Source organism: Luteolibacter yonseiensis, assembly GCF_016595465.1.
GTDB lineage: Bacteria > Verrucomicrobiota > Verrucomicrobiia > Verrucomicrobiales > Akkermansiaceae > Luteolibacter > Luteolibacter yonseiensis.
This window is the reverse complement of the sequence record NZ_JAENIK010000011.1, coordinates 1463037-1479786: the sequence shown is the minus strand read 5'-3', so window position 1 is coordinate 1479786 and position 16750 is coordinate 1463037. Positions and strand designations below refer to the sequence as shown.

At 59.6% G+C, this 16750-nt stretch carries 14 protein-coding genes; 2 read left to right on the top strand and 12 right to left on the bottom strand.

Annotated features, from left to right (window positions below):
* Window positions 1-118 precede the first annotated feature (118 nt).
* Entirely contained in the window at window positions 119-1171 is a 1053-nt protein-coding gene (locus JIN84_RS15760; RefSeq protein ID WP_200352000.1) for a thrombospondin type 3 repeat-containing protein, read from the bottom strand.
* Window positions 1172-2386: 1215 nt separating this feature from the next.
* Entirely contained in the window at window positions 2387-4429 is a 2043-nt protein-coding gene (locus JIN84_RS15755) for an ATP-dependent helicase (protein ID WP_200351999.1), read from the bottom strand.
* Window positions 4430-4536: 107 nt separating this feature from the next.
* On the opposite strand from JIN84_RS15755, the gene JIN84_RS15750 reads away from it, so the two are divergent.
* Entirely contained in the window at window positions 4537-5601 is a 1065-nt protein-coding gene (locus tag JIN84_RS15750; RefSeq protein ID WP_200351998.1) for a TerC family protein, read from the top strand.
* Window positions 5602-5796: 195 nt separating this feature from the next.
* Here JIN84_RS15750 and JIN84_RS15745 read toward each other — a convergent pair whose 3' ends face one another.
* Window positions 5797-6888: a hypothetical protein gene (locus tag JIN84_RS15745; protein WP_200351997.1), complete on the bottom strand. Its 1092-nt coding sequence runs from the start codon at window positions 6886-6888 to the stop codon at window positions 5797-5799.
* A 113-nt stretch (window positions 6889-7001) separates the two neighbouring features.
* Here JIN84_RS15745 and JIN84_RS15740 point away from each other — a divergent pair, with 113 nt between their 5' ends.
* Window positions 7002-9389, top strand: coding sequence for an MMPL family transporter (locus tag JIN84_RS15740; protein ID WP_200351996.1), 2388 nt, complete (start codon window positions 7002-7004; stop codon window positions 9387-9389).
* A gap of 48 nt (window positions 9390-9437) precedes the next feature.
* Here JIN84_RS15740 and JIN84_RS15735 read toward each other — a convergent pair whose 3' ends face one another.
* The 9 genes from JIN84_RS15735 to JIN84_RS15695 all read right to left on the bottom strand — a co-directional run bounded on the left by JIN84_RS15735 (window position 9438) and on the right by JIN84_RS15695 (window position 16680).
* The gene (locus tag JIN84_RS15735; RefSeq protein ID WP_200351995.1) at window positions 9438-9836 is read right to left on the bottom strand and encodes a hypothetical protein; all 399 of its coding nucleotides are present in this window, start codon (window positions 9834-9836) and stop codon (window positions 9438-9440) included.
* Window positions 9837-9900: 64 nt separating this feature from the next.
* Window positions 9901-10608 (bottom strand): ABC transporter ATP-binding protein, encoded by a 708-nt coding sequence (locus tag JIN84_RS15730; protein ID WP_200351994.1) that lies wholly within the window; start codon window positions 10606-10608, stop codon window positions 9901-9903.
* 60 nt (window positions 10609-10668) lie between these two features.
* The gene (locus tag JIN84_RS15725) at window positions 10669-11028 is read right to left on the bottom strand and encodes a four helix bundle protein (RefSeq protein WP_200351993.1); all 360 of its coding nucleotides are present in this window, start codon (window positions 11026-11028) and stop codon (window positions 10669-10671) included.
* Window positions 11029-11080: 52 nt separating this feature from the next.
* Complete coding sequence (locus tag JIN84_RS15720; protein ID WP_200351992.1) at window positions 11081-11854, bottom strand: ABC transporter ATP-binding protein; 774 nt, start codon at window positions 11852-11854, stop codon at window positions 11081-11083.
* Complete coding sequence (locus tag JIN84_RS15715; protein WP_200351991.1) at window positions 11851-12774, bottom strand: branched-chain amino acid ABC transporter permease; 924 nt, start codon at window positions 12772-12774, stop codon at window positions 11851-11853. The genes JIN84_RS15720 and JIN84_RS15715 overlap by 4 nt, the downstream gene beginning before the upstream one ends.
* Entirely contained in the window at window positions 12774-13682 is a 909-nt protein-coding gene (locus JIN84_RS15710; protein WP_325099606.1) for a branched-chain amino acid ABC transporter permease, read from the bottom strand. Before JIN84_RS15710 ends, JIN84_RS15715 begins: the two co-directional genes overlap by 1 nt.
* Window positions 13683-13786: 104 nt before the next feature.
* Complete coding sequence (locus JIN84_RS15705; RefSeq protein WP_200351990.1) at window positions 13787-14923, bottom strand: ABC transporter substrate-binding protein; 1137 nt, start codon at window positions 14921-14923, stop codon at window positions 13787-13789.
* A gap of 117 nt (window positions 14924-15040) precedes the next feature.
* Window positions 15041-15778: an alpha/beta hydrolase gene (locus JIN84_RS15700; protein ID WP_200351989.1), complete on the bottom strand. Its 738-nt coding sequence runs from the start codon at window positions 15776-15778 to the stop codon at window positions 15041-15043.
* 14 nt (window positions 15779-15792) lie between these two features.
* Window positions 15793-16680 carry an NAD(P)-dependent oxidoreductase gene (locus JIN84_RS15695; RefSeq protein ID WP_200351988.1) on the bottom strand — a complete coding sequence of 296 codons (888 nt, stop codon included), beginning with the start codon at window positions 16678-16680 and terminating at the stop codon, window positions 15793-15795.
* Between the last annotated feature and the right edge of the window lie 70 nt (window positions 16681-16750).

Sequence of the window (16750 nt, the reverse complement as noted above, 5' to 3'; positions counted from 1 at the left end):
GGTTGAGACTTGAGGAACTTCAGCGCTTGGTTGTCAGTCCCGATCGGTTGGTTTCTTGGATTAACCTCCGGCGTATCCGGTCGGGGAGAAGTTGAATGGAGAAAGGGGGGGGGGCGGTTCAGTTGCCGACACTAACCTTATAGAAGCCCTTGGCGCGGGCCCTGCGGTCCAGATTGTCGTCCAAATATTGGTGGAGTGTCGGGGAGGCTCCGCCCGTCACCGTGGCGATCCGCACCCACGAGCCCGCCGCCAGGTTTTCCGAGTAATAAATCTGATAGGAACTGCCGGGGATCGTCTTGAACGCAACCCCTGTGCCGCCAGCCGACCGTTGCAGGGACTGGATGCGGAAAAAGTCGCTCGCGTCGTTCGGGTTCGTGCCCGCCAGAGCCTCCTGGGAATCAAGGAAGCCGTCGCCATCGGTATCCACATCGACCGGAGGAGTGACGGTTGGAATGTTGAACTGCACGACGCCTTCGGCGCTGATGGTGAAATGCCCGACGCGCGTGACTCCGGACGCCCCTGCGATGCGGTAAAGGTCCAGAGCCGTTCCGGCCGGACCGCTCCCGAAGTCCCCTTCGATGGAGGACCACTCGCTGAGGGAGCCGAAATCCTTCGTCCCGGCGGAGGCGACCTGTTTGTTATAGCTGGATGCCTCGCCGGTATTCGGCTGGACGGCGGCAACCGGGCTGTTGGCGGTGGCCTCACGGCCCCTGTATCCACCGATGCTGTCGATCACGCTGGAGATCTGGCCTGCGGTGGTGTTCCGGGAAGTGGTGTCGATCAAGCTCCATGCGGGCGAAACCGATGTCACCGGATTTCTTTCCCTCGAACCGTAAATAATCGAACTGGTCGAAACCCGCGCAGCGAAGATCCCCCAGAACAAGTCGCCGCGGGAGCTCCATCCAGGTCCGTAAATCTCGGTGAGATCCGCTCCGATATTTCCCAAACCCGTCACGGTGAAAGAGGTTGTCGCATTCCGGAAATTGGCATCGGTCCCCAGATTGACGATGTAGGACTGGGACCCGCCTGTTCCACCGCTCGCACGGAATGCGAGGAAGATATCACCCGAAACGGGCGCCGGGACGATCGCCGCGAACGCGGCTTGGACGGAAAGAAGCGAGCCGACCACTGCGGAAAGCAGTTTGCGGGAACTGGGGACGAAAAGATTCATGGGAAGATGGAGTGACGATTTTGTTTTAAACCGAAGGAAGGAGACCAAAGGAGACCGAGATCAGCCGGTGCTGAGATGATCGCTGAGTCCGCAGCCCCCTGCCGATCAGGGCGGGGAGACACTCTTTCAGGGACATCCCGAAGCACGGGGTAGTCGGATGGCTGGTTCAGATTCCCGATGTGTGGGTCACCTGAGATTCGAATGAATGCCTGCCATCCATCATAGGATATGACAGGCGAGTCATCGTCGCCGTACCCTGATGCCGCTGCCCATGTAGGCTGTGCGACGAGTTTCGGAGGCGCGGCCAATTCCTACCATTCGGAATACTATACACAAGAGTATTCTTTAAGAAATTGAGAAAATAGGAAATCCGCCTGACATCGAACCCTCAAAAAGAGACCGATAAAAATACTCAATCAATTCATACTGAAATAATTACAAAATAATCAAATCGAATTCCTTCTCTTTCCAAGAATTACCACCGAACTAACAAGACATCTCCGATACCCCTCCTGCATAGTCCATATTGACCAATTCACCCCAGATTGGGGAATCTATCCCAAAAGCTGTGATCATTGCCGCTTCTTACGCCACAACCGATGAAGCAGCCGGTGAAACAGGCGTGCGATAAAACCGTTCACCTTCCCGCAATGTGGACATTTATTGATGCTGTTCGCGATACCGCGTCCGCACCTGATGCACGGCTTGAAATACATGAACATTTACACAAGGGATGGAAGATCGGCTCGAACGGAAGGATTTGGAATGCAGCACGGCACATTCCAATACGGATACCAACTTCCTGAGACGCAGTTTGCTCTACGCAGGAAGATCCAAAGAAGCGTCCAAACCCAGCGGGTTGCCAAAATAGATGATATTTTTGTAGGGGATTTACCTACATGATTTTCAGCTAAAACCCCAAATTTTGATCGATCCGCCTGCGACGACAGGTATGTTCGTGCCATGAGCGAACCATTCGACAAGCCCGTCGTTCCGACAGCCGCACCGATCAGACCGGCGCGAACCACCAATGCGGGACGGCTCGCAGTCGACAAAAAACAGCGCGAGCCCCGGCGGCAGGAATCGGGAGGAACATTCGAAAGCATCGGATCATCATCCCCGTTCCCTGTCGCCAGAGAGGTTTCAACCGGGCTTCTTTGACACGTTTCGCCTGTCCGTCCGGTTTGCAGCCCGGTGGAGAATCAACCGGCGGAATCAAAAGGGCTCATCATCGGCCCAAGGGTCATCGTTTCCCACGTTCCACTCCTCCACCATCTCCGCCGGGAAGTCCTCCAGGAATTGTGACGGACGGCAGATGATGTCGCCCGTGTAGGACTTCGGATTCATCATCGGGTAAGTGAGGTAGAGTTCGTCCTTCGCCCTTGTGAGCGCGACGTAGAAGAGACGGCGCTCCTCTTCCAACATGTCCGCGTCGTCGGCTTCGAGGATGCGGCCGTTCGGGAATTGGCCGTTGACCAACCAGATGAGGAAAACCGCCTTCCATTCCAGACCCTTGGCCTGGTGGATGGAGGAAAGGGTGACCTTTTCATCATCCTTCGCGGCACGCTCTCCGGAGGGTTCGCCGTCGGTGGAACTCATGAGCGAGAGCTGGGCGAGGAATTCCAGGACGTCGTCGAAGTTCCCGCCATACTGGGAAAGCTGCTCGATGTCCGCGCGGCGGCTCTCCGCATTGTCGAAGGATGCGGTGAGGTAATCGGCATAAACGCCTTCGAGGATGCTGAAGATCATCTGTGAAGGATGGGCCAACGCACCATCGGGAGTGAGTTCGTCGAGGGTGTAGCAGAGTTGTTCCCAGTGTTTGGCGGTTTTTTTCGGGATCTTGAACTTGAGGAAAAGATCCGACCATTTCGGCGGGACCTCCACCCTTTCCGACCATCCGGACTTCAACCACTCGGCCCACAGCTTCGCGGCGGTGCCGGGGCCGCAACCGGGGAGCAGCCCCACCATGCGGAGGAAGCTGATCTCGTCCCGGCGGTTCACCACGAAGCGCATGAAGGCGGAAACATCCTTGATGTGCGCCTGCTCGAAAAATCGCAAGCCGCTGGTGATGGCGAAGGGAATGCCCCGGACCGTGAGTTCCATCTGGATTTCCAGGCTCTGGAAATGCGCGCGGTAGAGAACCGCCATCTCCTCCAAGGGGATGCCCTCGTCGCGGAGTTCCAGAATGCGCTGGGCGACGAAGGCGGCCTGGGTCGACGGGTCCGGCAGTGCGACGAGCGCGGGAAGGGTGCCCTGAGCCTCGCGGGACGAGCGCAGGTCTTTTTCAAAGCGCCCCCTGTTCGCACTGATGGCGGCGTTCGAAAGATCGAGGATTTCCGGGACGCTGCGGTAGTTCGTCTCGATGATGTGGACCTTGGAGCCCGGATAACGCAGTGGAAACCCGAGGATCAACGACATGTCCGCGCCGCGCCAGGAATAGATGGACTGGGCGTCGTCCCCCACGGCCATGAGACTGTTCCTTTCTCCGGCGAGGAGATCTATCATCCGGCCCTGCACGCTGTTCGTATCCTGGTATTCGTCCACCAGCACGTGCTTGAACCGGCCTTGGTAAAGCTGGAGCACATCCGGCTGCTGCTCGAAAAGGCGGACGGTGAGGACCAGCAGGTCGTCGAAATCCATCGAGTTCGTTGCGAGCTTCTTCGCGATGTAGCCCAGGCGGACCTCCTCGATCTTCTCCAGCCAGTCGTAGAACTGGTCGTAACGCGAGGCGATGATCTCCGTGAGCGCGACGCCGGTGTTCTCCATGAGTGAGAAAATGGAGGCGAGCACGTCCGCCTTGGGGAAACGGCGCTGCTTTGTATCGATGTCCAGCGAGGCGATGACCGAGTTCAGGATGGATTTCTGGTCGTCGCGATCCAGAATGGAATAGGACTTCGTGAATCCCAGATCCTCGGCATGGCGCCGCAGGATGCGTGAACCGATGGAGTGGAAGGTGCCCGCCCACAGCGCGGAGGTGTCGTGCGGGACGAGCTCGCGCACACGCTCCACCATTTCGCGGGAAGCCTTGTTGGTGAAAGTGAGGAGGAGGATTTCCCTTGCATCGACCTGATGGTCCAGCAACCAGGCGACGCGGTAGGTGAGCGTGCGGGTTTTTCCGGAGCCCGCCCCGGCGATGACAAGCGCGCGGCCGGGCGGTGAGGAGACGGCGGCATATTGTTCCTCATTGAGCGCCGTCTTGTAGTCGATGCCGGAGGCGTGGACCTGGGAAGAACGGTGCAGTGTGTATTGACGGGCCATGCGCGGGACGATGGTGACATCCCTTTCAGCCCGGGGCAACCCGGGCGAGTGGAAAATCCACGGCCCTTTCCAATGGCCACCCGCAGGGGCATTTACCAAATTGCGGAATGATTTTGCCGTGGGTGATCTTTATTGGTTTCGTTTTCCTGATGCTGGCTCTCGATCTGGGGGTTTTCCATCGGAAATCGCATGTCGTTGGCTTCAAGGAATCCCTCGGCTGGTCTGCCATCTGGATCACCTTGGGACTCTCGTTCTCGATTCTCGTTTACTTCGGCTACGAATATCACTGGAGCGGCCTTGGAATGAGCGTGGATGCCGTGGACGGAGTGGTGAACAACGGAAAACTGGCGGCCACCAAGTATCTCACCGGCTACGTCGTCGAGAAATCCCTGAGCGTGGACAACATCTTCGTCATCGCCATGGTCTTCGGTTCGCTCGCCGTGCCCGCCCGCTACCAACACCGGGTTCTCTTCTGGGGAATTCTCGGCGCGCTCGCCATGCGCGGCGCGATGATCGGTGTGGGCTCCGCGCTGGTGCACAATTTCCACTGGATCCTCTACGTCTTCGGCGTCTTCCTCATCGTCACCGCCATCAAAATGCTGGTGATGGACGACAAGGAAGAGCATCCGGAAAACAACGCCCTCGTCCGCTGGATCACCAAGCGCTTCCCCGTCACCCGGAATTTCCACGGGCAACATTTCCTGGTGAAGGCCGGAAGCTCCCAGTCCCATGAAGCCGCCGAACCGGGTGAGGTCGTCGTCGCGGACCCGGTGGTGGATGCCGCTCCTGCTGGAAAATGGATGCTCACCCCTCTCGCGGTGGCGCTCATCCTGGTGGAGGTGACGGACCTGATCTTCGCGGTCGATTCCATCCCGGCAATCTTCTCGATCACCGCCGATCCCTTCCTCGTCTTCACCAGCAACGTCTTCGCCATCCTGGGACTGCGTTCGCTTTACTTCGCTCTGGCCGGAATGATCGCGAAGTTCCAATACCTCAAGCCCGCCCTCTCCCTGATCCTCCTGGTGGTTGGCGTCAAGATGCTCGCCGCCAAATGGCTCAAGGTCTGGCTGGGTGATTCCTTCAACTTCGTGATTCTCGGCGTGATCCTCGGTATCCTGGCGACGGGTGTGGTCACATCTTTGTTGGTCGGAAAAAAGCAATCTGACGGATAAGAAGAAAACACCAGGAAATGGGAACCTCGAATCTTGCGAATCCAGCGGACCTTTGAGACAATTGGGACCTTCTACCGGCACCACCGCTGAGGGCACCAGGGTTGGCGAGGTTCGCAGGATTCGCGGTTCCCATTTTTTGGTCGGTGCTTCAAACTTGAAGCACAGCGGCAGGCCGCAGCGCCAAAGCAGGAGTGGTCACCTGCCCTCACGGTAGTTCGGCGCGCCGGACACCGGAAGACTTTTCAAGCCGTAATCCTCCGGCACTCCCAATGGGGGATCAGGTAGGGGACGGACCGCGTCATGCTCAAGATTCCGACTCTTGTTGAGGTTTGTCCAGATGTCGATTTGCGGACTTTCCTCGTTGTCGACAGGGGACTGAAAGACCGAGTCCACCGCCGCATGCCAATACTTGTTTTTACTCCGGGCGAAGAAACGCACCGGAAATCCAGGCAACCCGGTGAACTCATTCACGCAGTCCGGGCCATACTCATAAGTGATGGATTGCTGATAACCCTCTTCCGGAGCTGTGAACATGAACGGGTCCTTCGGATCCGCTTTCATGACGCCGCAATCCTCATCATACCCTTCGATTTTCACTTCCCAGCGCGGCGGGCGGACTTCGCCGATTCGAGAAATGGAAATTTTAACATCCGGCTTGAATCTGCCGATCGCCTGCTCCGGGTAATTCCTCGAGACCAATGAAAAATACCGGGCGGGTTCCCCCACCCGAATCGACAATACCGCTCTCCCGATGGACAGGGGTTCGGGCTTCTTCAATTTCCACAACCTGAACTCCACCGGTTTGGATGGATCTGATGAAAACACGGGCTCGTGAGGGTCCATCGACTTGAATCGATATTCACGATTCGACCCTCCGGGATAGGTGGTGGAAATCTGGGTGGCGCGGGGCAGGACGTAGCCCTGCTTGCTCATTTTCTCAATTTTCAAGACGAATCCGGCCATGCCATCCAAGACAAAAGAACCGTCGCTTTTCGTCCGGGTCTCGACAACAGGATAGTCCCAGACATCTCCCTCCGGGGTCTTCTTGATCCGATAGGTTATCGCAACCGCCTTCACATATACCCCTTCCAAAGGATATCCGTCGGAATCCATAACCTTGCCCCAGAACCGGATCTTGGAATCATACTGCGAAAACCGAAGATTGCTCAGAAAAACAGCAGGAGAAAATCCGTTTATCACCTCCCACGCCATAAAAGCAACCATCGCGATCAATGCCAGGCAGAACGACCATCTGACGAAATTCCGTTTTTTTGTGTTCTGAGGCATTTGTGAATTCATCGCACTGAGGCGGCACAAGGCAAGACACAACCCCTGAAAGTAAATCACCTGGACCGTTCCTCCGGGTTGCAGAGCCATCGGATTCCCGCTTGAGTTCGCGCATGTTCCGCCGTCTGGCCATTCCCCTTCTCCTCGCCACGGCCGTCCTTGTCGCATCGCTCGGGCTCACGCGGCTGCGGTTTGATACGGACATCCTTTCCATGCTGCCCGGCGAACTGCCGGAGGTGAAGGGTCTGAAGGCGTTCCACGAGGCGTTTTCCCGGAATGACGAACTGATTCTCGTCATCGGTGGCCAGGAAGGTGACGCGGGCACCCTGGGGGAAGCCGCCGAATCGCTCGGGCAGGCGCTGGCTTCCGCAAACCTGGTGAAGTCCGCCCGCTGGAAACCCCGCTGGAACGATGATCCGCAAGGCATCGCAGAACTTCTGGCCTACCTCTGGCTGAATGGAGACGCAGCCGCGGTCCGGAACCAGGCGGAACGGTTTTCACCGGAACGTTCGGAAAAAACCCTCCAGGATTCGTTGGCCAAGGTCGCGACCTCGATGGAGGGGCTGGACATGGTGATGGTCGCACACGATCCATTCGGCTTCCTTGACCACCCGGCGGTCGCCACGCTGATGAATTCCTCCGGCCACGGCGGCGAGGCGTTCGAAAGCGAGGACGGGCGCACCCAGTTGCTTTTCGTGGACTCCCCCACCCCGCTGCCCGGCTACCGGGAAGCGGACGCATGGATCAGGAAACTCCGCTCCACCATTTCGACATGGCAGAAAACCGATGGTGCCGGCCTGACGGTCCGCCTCACCGGAGAACCCGCCTTTTCCTCGGAAATCGGCACGGCGATGGAAAACGACCTCAGTGGTTCCATCGGCGTCACGCTGGGGCTCATCGGCCTGTTGTTCTGGTGGATGCAGCGGCGTTTCAGCCTGCTGTTGGGACTCACCGGCATCCTCATCATGGTCTTCGCCATGGCCCTCGGCATCGCGGGCTGGATCTACGGGGAACTGAGCATTATGGCGCTGAGTTCCATCGAAATCCTCATCGGTCTCGCCGTGGACTACGGCCTCGTCATCTGCCAGGAGGCGAAGGTGGCGGGCCACGACAAACACGAACTCCGCTCCGCCGCCACCAAACCCGTCCTTTTCGGCGCCCTCACCACCACGGTCGTATTCCTCGCGCTGAACCTCGGAGGCCTGCCGGGCATGGCCCAGCTCGGCAGCATCGTCGGCATCGGCCTCACCGTCGCGGCGGTGTTGATGCTGGTCGTTTACCTGCCGTTCGTGGCGAAGTTCGGTGTCAACCGCCAGCCGGCAAGAGGTTCCGGCAGAATCCTCCCAAGGAGCCGGCGCTCATGGACCATCACGGGAATTCTTCTGGCAGGGGCCGCCGCCGTGCTCTCCATCCATGGCCTGCCCGGCGCCGAATTCAGCTCCAAGATCATGCGCCCTCGAGACAGCGAGGCGATGGAAACCTTCGAGCACGTCCAGCGCGCCTTTCCCGCCTACAGCGGAAAATCACTCGGCGTCGTCATCGAAGCGAAGACCGATGCCGCAATGGGACAACGCCTGGAGGAGGCCCGCACCCGTCTCGGCAAGGCGGAGGCGGATGGACTGGTGGAGAAAACCACCCTCCCCGTTGGCTGGTGGCCGGCACATGACCAACAAACCGTGAACCGACCCGTGCTCGCGGCTCTGGCAAAAGACCAGGAGCGGCTTGTGCGCGAGGCCGATGCCGCAGGATTTTCCGAGGAAGGCATCGCGCTGGGACGAGGGGTGCTGGAAGCGGTTTCCAGACAAACGGAAAGCACCGCGCTGGTTTTCCCTTCCTCTCCGGCAGCCCGGGAGGTCATGCGCCTCTTCCTCACACGCAAGGAAAACGGCGGCGGCCACATCCTGGGTTCCATTCTGCCTGCCGCCGACATCGATCCGGCGGGCAAGGACTACGAAAAATTCCGCACCCTCGCCGGTGACGGGATCTGGCTCAGCGGTTGGGATCTTTTCAAACCCGCCATTTCAAAACTCGTGCGCGAGGACATGACGCGCATGCTGGTGCCGATGTTCATCCTGCTCGTCGGCATGATGATCCTCATCTTCCGCCGCATCGCGGATGTGGGGCTGGCTCTCTTCGCCATGCTCGTCAGCACCGCGCTGCTGCTGGCCGTCATGAGCCTCACCGGGCTGAAATGGAACTTCGTCAATCTCATGGCCACGCCCCTGCTGCTCGGCACCGGCATCGACTACGCCATCCACGTCACACTGAGCCTGCGCCGCACCGGCGGGGATTTCAAGGAACTGTGGCAGGGCACCGGAAAAGCCCTGTTGTTCTGCGGAGCCTCGAACGTCATCGGCTTCGGTTCGCTGGTGTTCTCCTCCAGCGACGCGCTCGTCAGCCTGGGAACCGTTGCCGTCATCGGCATCCTTCTCAGCATGGGAACCTCCATTTTCCTGTTGCCGGGCTGGAGGGACACGAACGGATCCGACGGCACGCCCTGAAAAGAAGCATCCTCGCCTGCGCTCTTCTCCAGCACCCGTGACACGCCATCACTCCACCCGCTTTCCGGACGACGGCGCATCCGGCCCCCAACCCGTCACGATGTGGACGAGAGCCAGCAAACCATCGCCATCCCCCTCCAGCCCCAGCTCACCCACGCACAGGAGCCAGAAGGCGGAGACTTCGATGTCGATCGCCGGGAAGGAAACCCCATCCGGCAGCCCCATCCCCTTGCAGGCCATCTGGAAATAAAGCGGCGAGAGATCATCCTCGGACAACCGGTATTTCTCACCCAGATCCCTGAGCAACATCGCCTTCTGCGCGCCCTCGGTGCGCCATGTAAGCTCATGTCCCACTCCTGCGGTGAACGCATATCTCCTGAGCCATCCCGCGACGACCATCTGGTAGGCGACGCGTTCGAAAACGACTCTTACTTGATCCGGACTCATGATCCATCCTCCCGCAGCAGATCCGGGGAATCAAGCGATCAATCTCTCTCCACACACCGGGCGATCAAGCCCCGAGGTAGCACTCCTGCACCTTCGGATCCGCCTTGAGCCGGGCGGACGGCCCTTCCAAAAGGACCTTGCCGGTCTCAAGCACGTAGGCATAGCTCGACACATCCAGCGCGAGATTCGCATTCTGCTCGACCAGCAGGACGGTCAGTCCCTGCTCGCGGTTGATTTCCACGATGCGTTCGAAAATGGACTTCACCAACAATGGCGCGATCCCCAGCGACGGTTCGTCCAGCATCAGGAAATCCGGTTTGCTCAGAAGAGCGCGACCGATCGCCAGCATCTGCTGCTCTCCACCGGAAAGCGTGCCCGCAGCCTGCCCCTCGCGCTCCTTGAGGCGGGGAAACAAACCGAAGACATAGTCCGTCTGCGAGGCGATCCATTTCTTGTCCCGCTGGAGGTAGGCTCCCATTTTCAGATTTTCCAGCACCGTGAGGTTGGCGAACACCATGCGCCCCTCCGGCACGTGGCACAATCCGGTCTCCACGATCTTGTTCGGAGACAGTTTGGAAATTTCCCTCCCCTTGTATTTCACCGAACCCGCCGCGGTTTTCACCAACCCCGAAAGCGCGCGCAGGGTGGTCGATTTCCCCGCTCCGTTCGCACCGATGAGCGTGACAATGCTTCCCTCCGGCACCTCGAGATTGACGCCGTGCAGCGCCTTGATCGCGCCGTAGCTGACATGGAGATTTTCGACGGTAAGCAAGAGAGTTGATGGTTGGGAGTTGATGGTTGATAGTAAGAAAGAAGAATTGCGATGAAGCCGTCATTTCTCACCCAATAACGAGCGACGCAAGCCACTAAGCATTCGCCCCTGTTCCTCTGCGGCGGTATAAAGCAACTGGAACTCTTCGGGCGTCAGCAGTCCTTGGTTTCTGCCAATGAAAGATTGGGATACCACTTCAAATACCGACCCTGTGGCAATCTCAATGAACCGGGCGAAGTCTTTGGGAGAATTCCGCGAACTGCCTTCCGCAATATTCGAGGAAATGGAAACCGCAGCCCTCCGCATTTGATTTGTCAGGCCGAAGCGTTCATCGGAAGGAAACGCACGGGTTACCGAATACACCACATCGGCGAAATCAATCGCCTTGTTCCAGACATCGAGTTTTTCAAATCCAAACATCGTTTTGTTCTTTCTGACTCTTCACTATCAACCATCAACCAAAGACCATCAACTAAACAGCCGCCGCCCCCAGATAGGCCTCGATCACCTTCGGGTGGCACTGGATTTCCTTCGGCGTTCCTTCGGCGATCTTGATGCCGTATTCCAGCACGGCGATGCGTTGGCAGATGCCCATGACGACCTTCATGTCGTGCTCCACGAGGAGGACGGAAAGGTTGTAGCGCTCCTTGACGAAGCGGATGAGGCGCATGAGATCGTCTTTTTCAGACGGGTTCATGCCCGCCGCCGGTTCGTCCAGCAGCAGGAGTTTCGGACGCGTGGCGAGCGCGCGGACGATTTCGAGGCGGCGTTGGTCACCGTAGGGAAGCGAGACCGCGAGTTCGTCACGATGTTGGGCGAGGTCGAAGATCTCGAGGAGTTCGATGGCGTTCCTCTCGGTCTCCGCTTCCGCGTTTTTCCACGCCTTGCCGCGCCACAGGGCGCTGAAATACCCCTCTCCGTTGTGGAGGCGGGCGGCGACGCGGATATTGTCCAGCACGCTCATGCTGGAAAAGAGGCGGATGTTCTGGAACGTCCGGGCGATGCCGAAGCCGGCCAGGCGGTTCGGCTTGATGCCCCGGGTGTTTTTCCCGGCGAAACGGATCTCGCCGGAGGTGGGCTGGTAGACGCCCGTGATCATGTTGAACGCCGTGGTTTTTCCCGCGCCGTTGGGTCCGATGAGTCCGACGAGTTCGTTATCCACCACCGACAGCGTGAGCTCGGAAACGGCGGTGAGGCCGCCGAACCTGATGGTGGCCTTTTCCAATTCCAGCAAGGGCGCGCTCATGAGTGTTTGCGGCGTTTGAGGTTGAAGGAGAAAAGACCCGCAGGACGCAGCAGCATGAGCAGGATGATGAGCAGCGCGTAGAGGATCATGCGGTATTCGGAGAAATCCCGGAGCAGCTCCGGCATGAGCGTCAGCAAAATGGCCGCGGCGATGACTCCCACGGTGCGCCCCATTCCACCGAGAATGACCATCACCACGATATCGATGGACTTCAGCCAGTCGAAGCCCGTGGGCGAGAGGAACTGCTTGTGGTGGGCGTAGAGCCCCCCGGCGATCCCGGCGAAAAAGGCTCCCGTCACGAAGGCTGTCACTTTGGTGCGTGTGGTGTCGACCCCGTTCGACTCGGCGGCGATCTCATCATCATGCACGGCGATGAAACCACGGCCGTAGGTGGAGTTCACCAGCGCGGTGATGGCGTAAATGGTCACGGCGGCGAAGCCGAAGGTCCAGCCGAGGGTGGTGAGTTTCGGAATGCCCTTGAGTCCGCTGGCGGCACCGATCGCCTCGGTGTTCTGGGCGACCACCCGGATGATTTCTCCGAAGCCCAGCGTCACGATGGCGAGATAGTCGCCCCGCAGCCGCAGTGATGGCACGCCGACAAGCAGTCCCACCACGGCGGAAAGAAGCCCTCCGGCGACGAGGGCGAGCGGGAAAAACCAGAACGCGTCGGCGGTCACGCCCGCTTTTAAAGAAAGCCACGCCGAGAAAAACCCGCCCACGGCCATGAACCCGGCGTGCCCGAGGCTGAACTGCCCGGTATGGCCGTTGATCAGGTTCAGACTCGTCGCGAGGATGATGGCGATGCCCACATCGATCGCGACTCCGAGGTAGTAGCGGTTGAACTGGGGGGCGAAATAGGACGCGAGGATCGCCAGCGCGACTCCCAACAACAGCCAGCGTTTTTCTCCGGGAAACGGCATCAGACTTTTTCGACAGATGAGCGGCCTAGAAGGCCGGCGGGTTTGAGAATGAGAATGAGGATGAGGATGCCGAAAGCGATGGCATCCCGGTAGTTCGAAAGTCCCGGAATCCCTCCGGCGATGGTTTCCAACAGTCCCAGAAGCACACCGCCCAGCACCGCGCCCGGCAGGTTGCCGATGCCTCCCAGCACCGCCGCAACGAAAGCGCGGAGGCCGGGCTGCACGCCCATGAGCGGCTCGATGCCCGGAGCCTTGATCGCGTAGAGGATCCCCGCGACGGCTGCGAGCGCGGAGCCGAGACCGAAGGTGAAGGAAATGATGCGGTTGACCGGCACGCCCATCAGCAAGGCGGCCTGCTGGTTGTAGGAAACCGCGCGCATGGCCGTGCCGATGCGGGTTTTCTGGACAATGAGCCACATGGCGGCCAGCAGCACGATGGTGACGGTGACGGTCAGCAGGTCGTTGCTGGAGAGGATCACGTTTCCGAAGTGGATGGACTTTTCCGGCAACAGCTTGGGGAACGGCTGCGGCGAGGCTCCGAAGACATTTTCATTCTGGCAGGTGAATTCGATCAACAACGAGACACCGATGGCCGTGATGAGCACCGTGAGCTTCGGACGGTTCCTCAGCGGCCGGTAGGCCAGACGCTCGATGAGCATCCCCAGACAGGCACAGATCGCCGCAGCGAGGATGAACACCAGGATGCACCCCAGCAGCGACTGCGAACCCATCACCTTCTCGATCTTCGGAGCGATGTAGAACGAGGAGAACGCGCCCAGCATCAGCACGTCGCTGTGCGCGAAGTTGATGAAACGCAGCACCCCGTACACCATCGTATAACCGAGCGCGATGAGCGCGTAGATGGCTCCGAGGCCGAGTCCGTTGATGATCTGCTGGAGCCAATCCACTAAGAGTCGATGGTTGGGGGTTGATGGAAAGAGGAGGCGGCGGACGCGACAAATGAAGATCTTTTTCTTCGCTATCAACTATCAACCAACCACCATCAACTTCCTCAAGGATTCACCGTGGCGTTGTAGGTGAACTTGCCGCCCTTGATCTGGATGAACACGAGTGCCTTCACGGCGTCGCGGTCCGCATTCAGGGAGAACTTTCCACTGGCACCGGAGAAGTCCTTGGTCGCGGCGATGGCGTCGCGCAGGGCGGGGCCGTCGGTTTTGCCCGCGCGCTTGATGGCGTCCGCCAGGACGAGGGCGGAGTCATAGCCCAGCACCGCCATCGCGTCCGGGGTCTTGCCGTTGAATCGCTTCTTGTAGGCGTCCACGAAAGAGGTCATCTCGGGGGTCGGCTGCTCGATGGAGCAGTGGGTGGAGAAGTAGTGGCCTTCCATGGCTTCCTTGCCGATGGTGAGGAGGCTTTCGCTTTCCCATCCGTCGCCGCCGAAGATCGGGATGTTCATCCCGAGCTGTTTCGCCTGGATGCAGATCAGGGCGACGTCGTTGTAATAACCGGGAAGGAAGATCGCGTCGGGCGCGTCATTCTTGATGGTGGTGAGCTGGCCCTTGAAGTCCTTGTCGCCGCCGTTGAAGTCCAGCTCCACACCGATCTGGCCGCCGCTGGTCGCGTATTTCTCCTTGAAGCTCTTCGCCAGACCCTTGCTGTAGTCGCTCTTCACATCGGTGAAGATGGCGACCTTCTTCGCTTTCAACGTGCCGCTGGCGAAGTTCGCGAGCGCGCCGCCCTGGAAGTTGTCATTGAAACAGACGCGGAAAACATAGTCACCCTCCTTGGTCAGCGTCGGGTTCGTGGACGCTGGCGAAATCATCGGAATCTTGTTCTGCTGGCAGATCGGCGCGGCTTCCAGCGAGCGGCTGGAGGCAACCTCGCCGAGGATGGCGATGACACCGTCCTTGGAAATCAGCTTGTTGACCGCGTTCGCAGGCTCGCCGGCCTTGGTCTGGTCGTCTTCCGTAAGAAGCTCGATTTTCTTGCCCAGCACCCCGCCGGCGGCGTTGATCTGCTCCACGGCAAGCAGCGTTCCTTCATGCGAGGAGGTGCCGAAGGTGGCTTCCTTGCCGGTCAGCGAGGCGAATTCCCCGACCTTGATCGTGTCCCCTCCCCCGGATTTGCAGCCAATGACGGCGGTGGCAATGGCGGCGACGACTGGGAGTAGGAGAAATTTGGATTTCATACGGAGAAGTGGGAAAATGTCTCCCGGAAACTAGGAAACGCGTCTGGAGAGCGCAACAGCATTTTGCATGCCTTGACTTCCAGCCTCACCGGGAAAATCCAGCGCCCCCCCCAATCCTCAGTTTCCGCCAAATGCCGCGGAGAGCCATTCATCCACCGCATCGACGAGCTGCGGATGGCTGGTCTCGTCGAACGAATGTCCGGCACCGGGGATGGCGAGAAATTTTTTCTCAACCAGTGCGGCTTCGAAGGCATCGCGCCCGTCCTGGATCGGCACCAGGTCATCCGCGTCACCGTGGATGAGAAGCCATGGTTGAGTGACGGCTTCGGCAGCGGCGAGGGTGCTCCCGATCTGCAGGAGATCGTTCACATAGGTTTCCGAAAGCGGGCAATTCTCATCCTCCCACATGAAACCTTGGCCGGGTGTGACATCCGCGAACTCACGACGGACGAAATCCGCCGTATGGGTCATGCCGGCCAGCGAGACCAGCAACCGGATGCGGAGATCCCGCGCGGCGGTGAGCACTCCCACGGCCCCGCCCATGCTATGCCCCACGTAGGCGATGCGCGCGGTATCCGGAACCATGTCCATCACCGCCTGGAGATCACCGACTTCCTTGGTGATGCAGGAGTCTTCGAAGCGTCCTTCCGATCCGCCATTGCCGGCATAGGAAATCCGCAGGCACGGCCAGCCCCGGGCGGACAAACCTTCCGCCAGCGCGACAAGCTGCGGGCGGTCCTTGTTGCCGGTGACACCATGGGCGAGGATGACGAGAGCGTCCGCACGGAACCCGGGGTGGAACGAGTGGTCGATGCGCTCTCCCGAGCGGTTCCTGATTTCACAGTCGGTCATCATGGCGGAAATGGCGGTTAGACTCCGGCGCGGTCCGGGAAGGTCAGTTCGGCGATGCCGGATTTATCCAATTCACCCAGCCCCAGGTCGATCATTTTCCGGTATTGCACCTCCGTCGCGTGGGAGAGAGGCACGGTCACACCGGCTGCGGCGGCGAGCGAATTAGCGATGCCGCTGTCCTTCGCCGCGTGCGCCGCGGAGAAATAGCAGTCGTGCTCGCGGACGATCATGTCGTCGCCATCGGTTTCAAGCACCCGGGAATTCGCACCGGTTTGGGAAAACACCAGCTTCAACACCGCCAGATCAAGTCCGAGCGCCGCTCCGAGGCCGAGCCCCTCCGCCAGGCCCGCGGTATTGATGTTCATGACCATGTTCACCAGGGCCTTGATCTTCGCCGCATTCCCCACCGGGCCGACGTGGATCAGCGATGCGGAGATGTCCTTGAGCAGTTCTTCCTGTTTTTCGAAAACCTCCGGCTCGCCGCCGATCATCAGATAGAGCGTGCCCTGGCGCGCCTGGGTGATGCTGGAGGCCATGCTCGCCGCGAGCGTTCCGGCTCCCGCCGCAGCGGCCGCCTCCGCCGCCGCCTCGTGCACGGCGGGGCTGACAGTCGCGCAGTTGATGAAAACCTTGCCCGCCGCCCCCTTGAGCAGGGACTCGTCGCCGGAGAAAATCTCGCGCATCGCCGCGTCATCCGTGACCACGGTGAAAATCACATCCGACGCAGCGGTGACCTCCGCCAGCGAGCGGGTCGCCGTGCTGCCCAGCTCCACCGCCAGCGAGATGGCGGACGCCTCGTGGTGGTCATAAATGGCGGCGATCTTGTAGCCCAGGTCCGCAAGCCGGCGGGCCATGTTCGCCCCCATCCTCCCGACACCGACAAATCCAATAGACGCTTTGTTCATCACGCGGAATCTGGCGGCATCTATTTGGCGACGCAACCCCTAGTTTCCACAGGAGGCGGACCTTTCCATC

Bases quoted from the DNA above. Each gene is read 5' to 3' on its own strand.
- JIN84_RS15760 (WP_200352000.1), bottom strand. From the start codon at position 1,171: ATGAATCTTTTCGTCCCCAGTTCCCGCAAACTGCTTTCCGCAGTGGTC.
- JIN84_RS15755 (WP_200351999.1), bottom strand. From the start codon at position 4,429: ATGGCCCGTCAATACACACTGCACCGTTCTTCCCAGGTCCACGCCTCC.
- JIN84_RS15750 (WP_200351998.1), top strand. From the start codon at position 4,537: ATGATTTTGCCGTGGGTGATCTTTATTGGTTTCGTTTTCCTGATGCTG.
- JIN84_RS15745 (WP_200351997.1), bottom strand. From the start codon at position 6,888: ATGCCTCAGAACACAAAAAAACGGAATTTCGTCAGATGGTCGTTCTGC.
- JIN84_RS15740 (WP_200351996.1), top strand. From the start codon at position 7,002: ATGTTCCGCCGTCTGGCCATTCCCCTTCTCCTCGCCACGGCCGTCCTT.
- JIN84_RS15735 (WP_200351995.1), bottom strand. From the start codon at position 9,836: ATGAGTCCGGATCAAGTAAGAGTCGTTTTCGAACGCGTCGCCTACCAG.
- JIN84_RS15725 (WP_200351993.1), bottom strand. From the start codon at position 11,028: ATGTTTGGATTTGAAAAACTCGATGTCTGGAACAAGGCGATTGATTTC.
- JIN84_RS15720 (WP_200351992.1), bottom strand. From the start codon at position 11,854: ATGAGCGCGCCCTTGCTGGAATTGGAAAAGGCCACCATCAGGTTCGGC.
- JIN84_RS15715 (WP_200351991.1), bottom strand. From the start codon at position 12,774: ATGCCGTTTCCCGGAGAAAAACGCTGGCTGTTGTTGGGAGTCGCGCTG.
- JIN84_RS15705 (WP_200351990.1), bottom strand. From the start codon at position 14,923: ATGAAATCCAAATTTCTCCTACTCCCAGTCGTCGCCGCCATTGCCACC.
- JIN84_RS15700 (WP_200351989.1), bottom strand. From the start codon at position 15,778: ATGATGACCGACTGTGAAATCAGGAACCGCTCGGGAGAGCGCATCGAC.
- JIN84_RS15695 (WP_200351988.1), bottom strand. From the start codon at position 16,680: ATGAACAAAGCGTCTATTGGATTTGTCGGTGTCGGGAGGATGGGGGCG.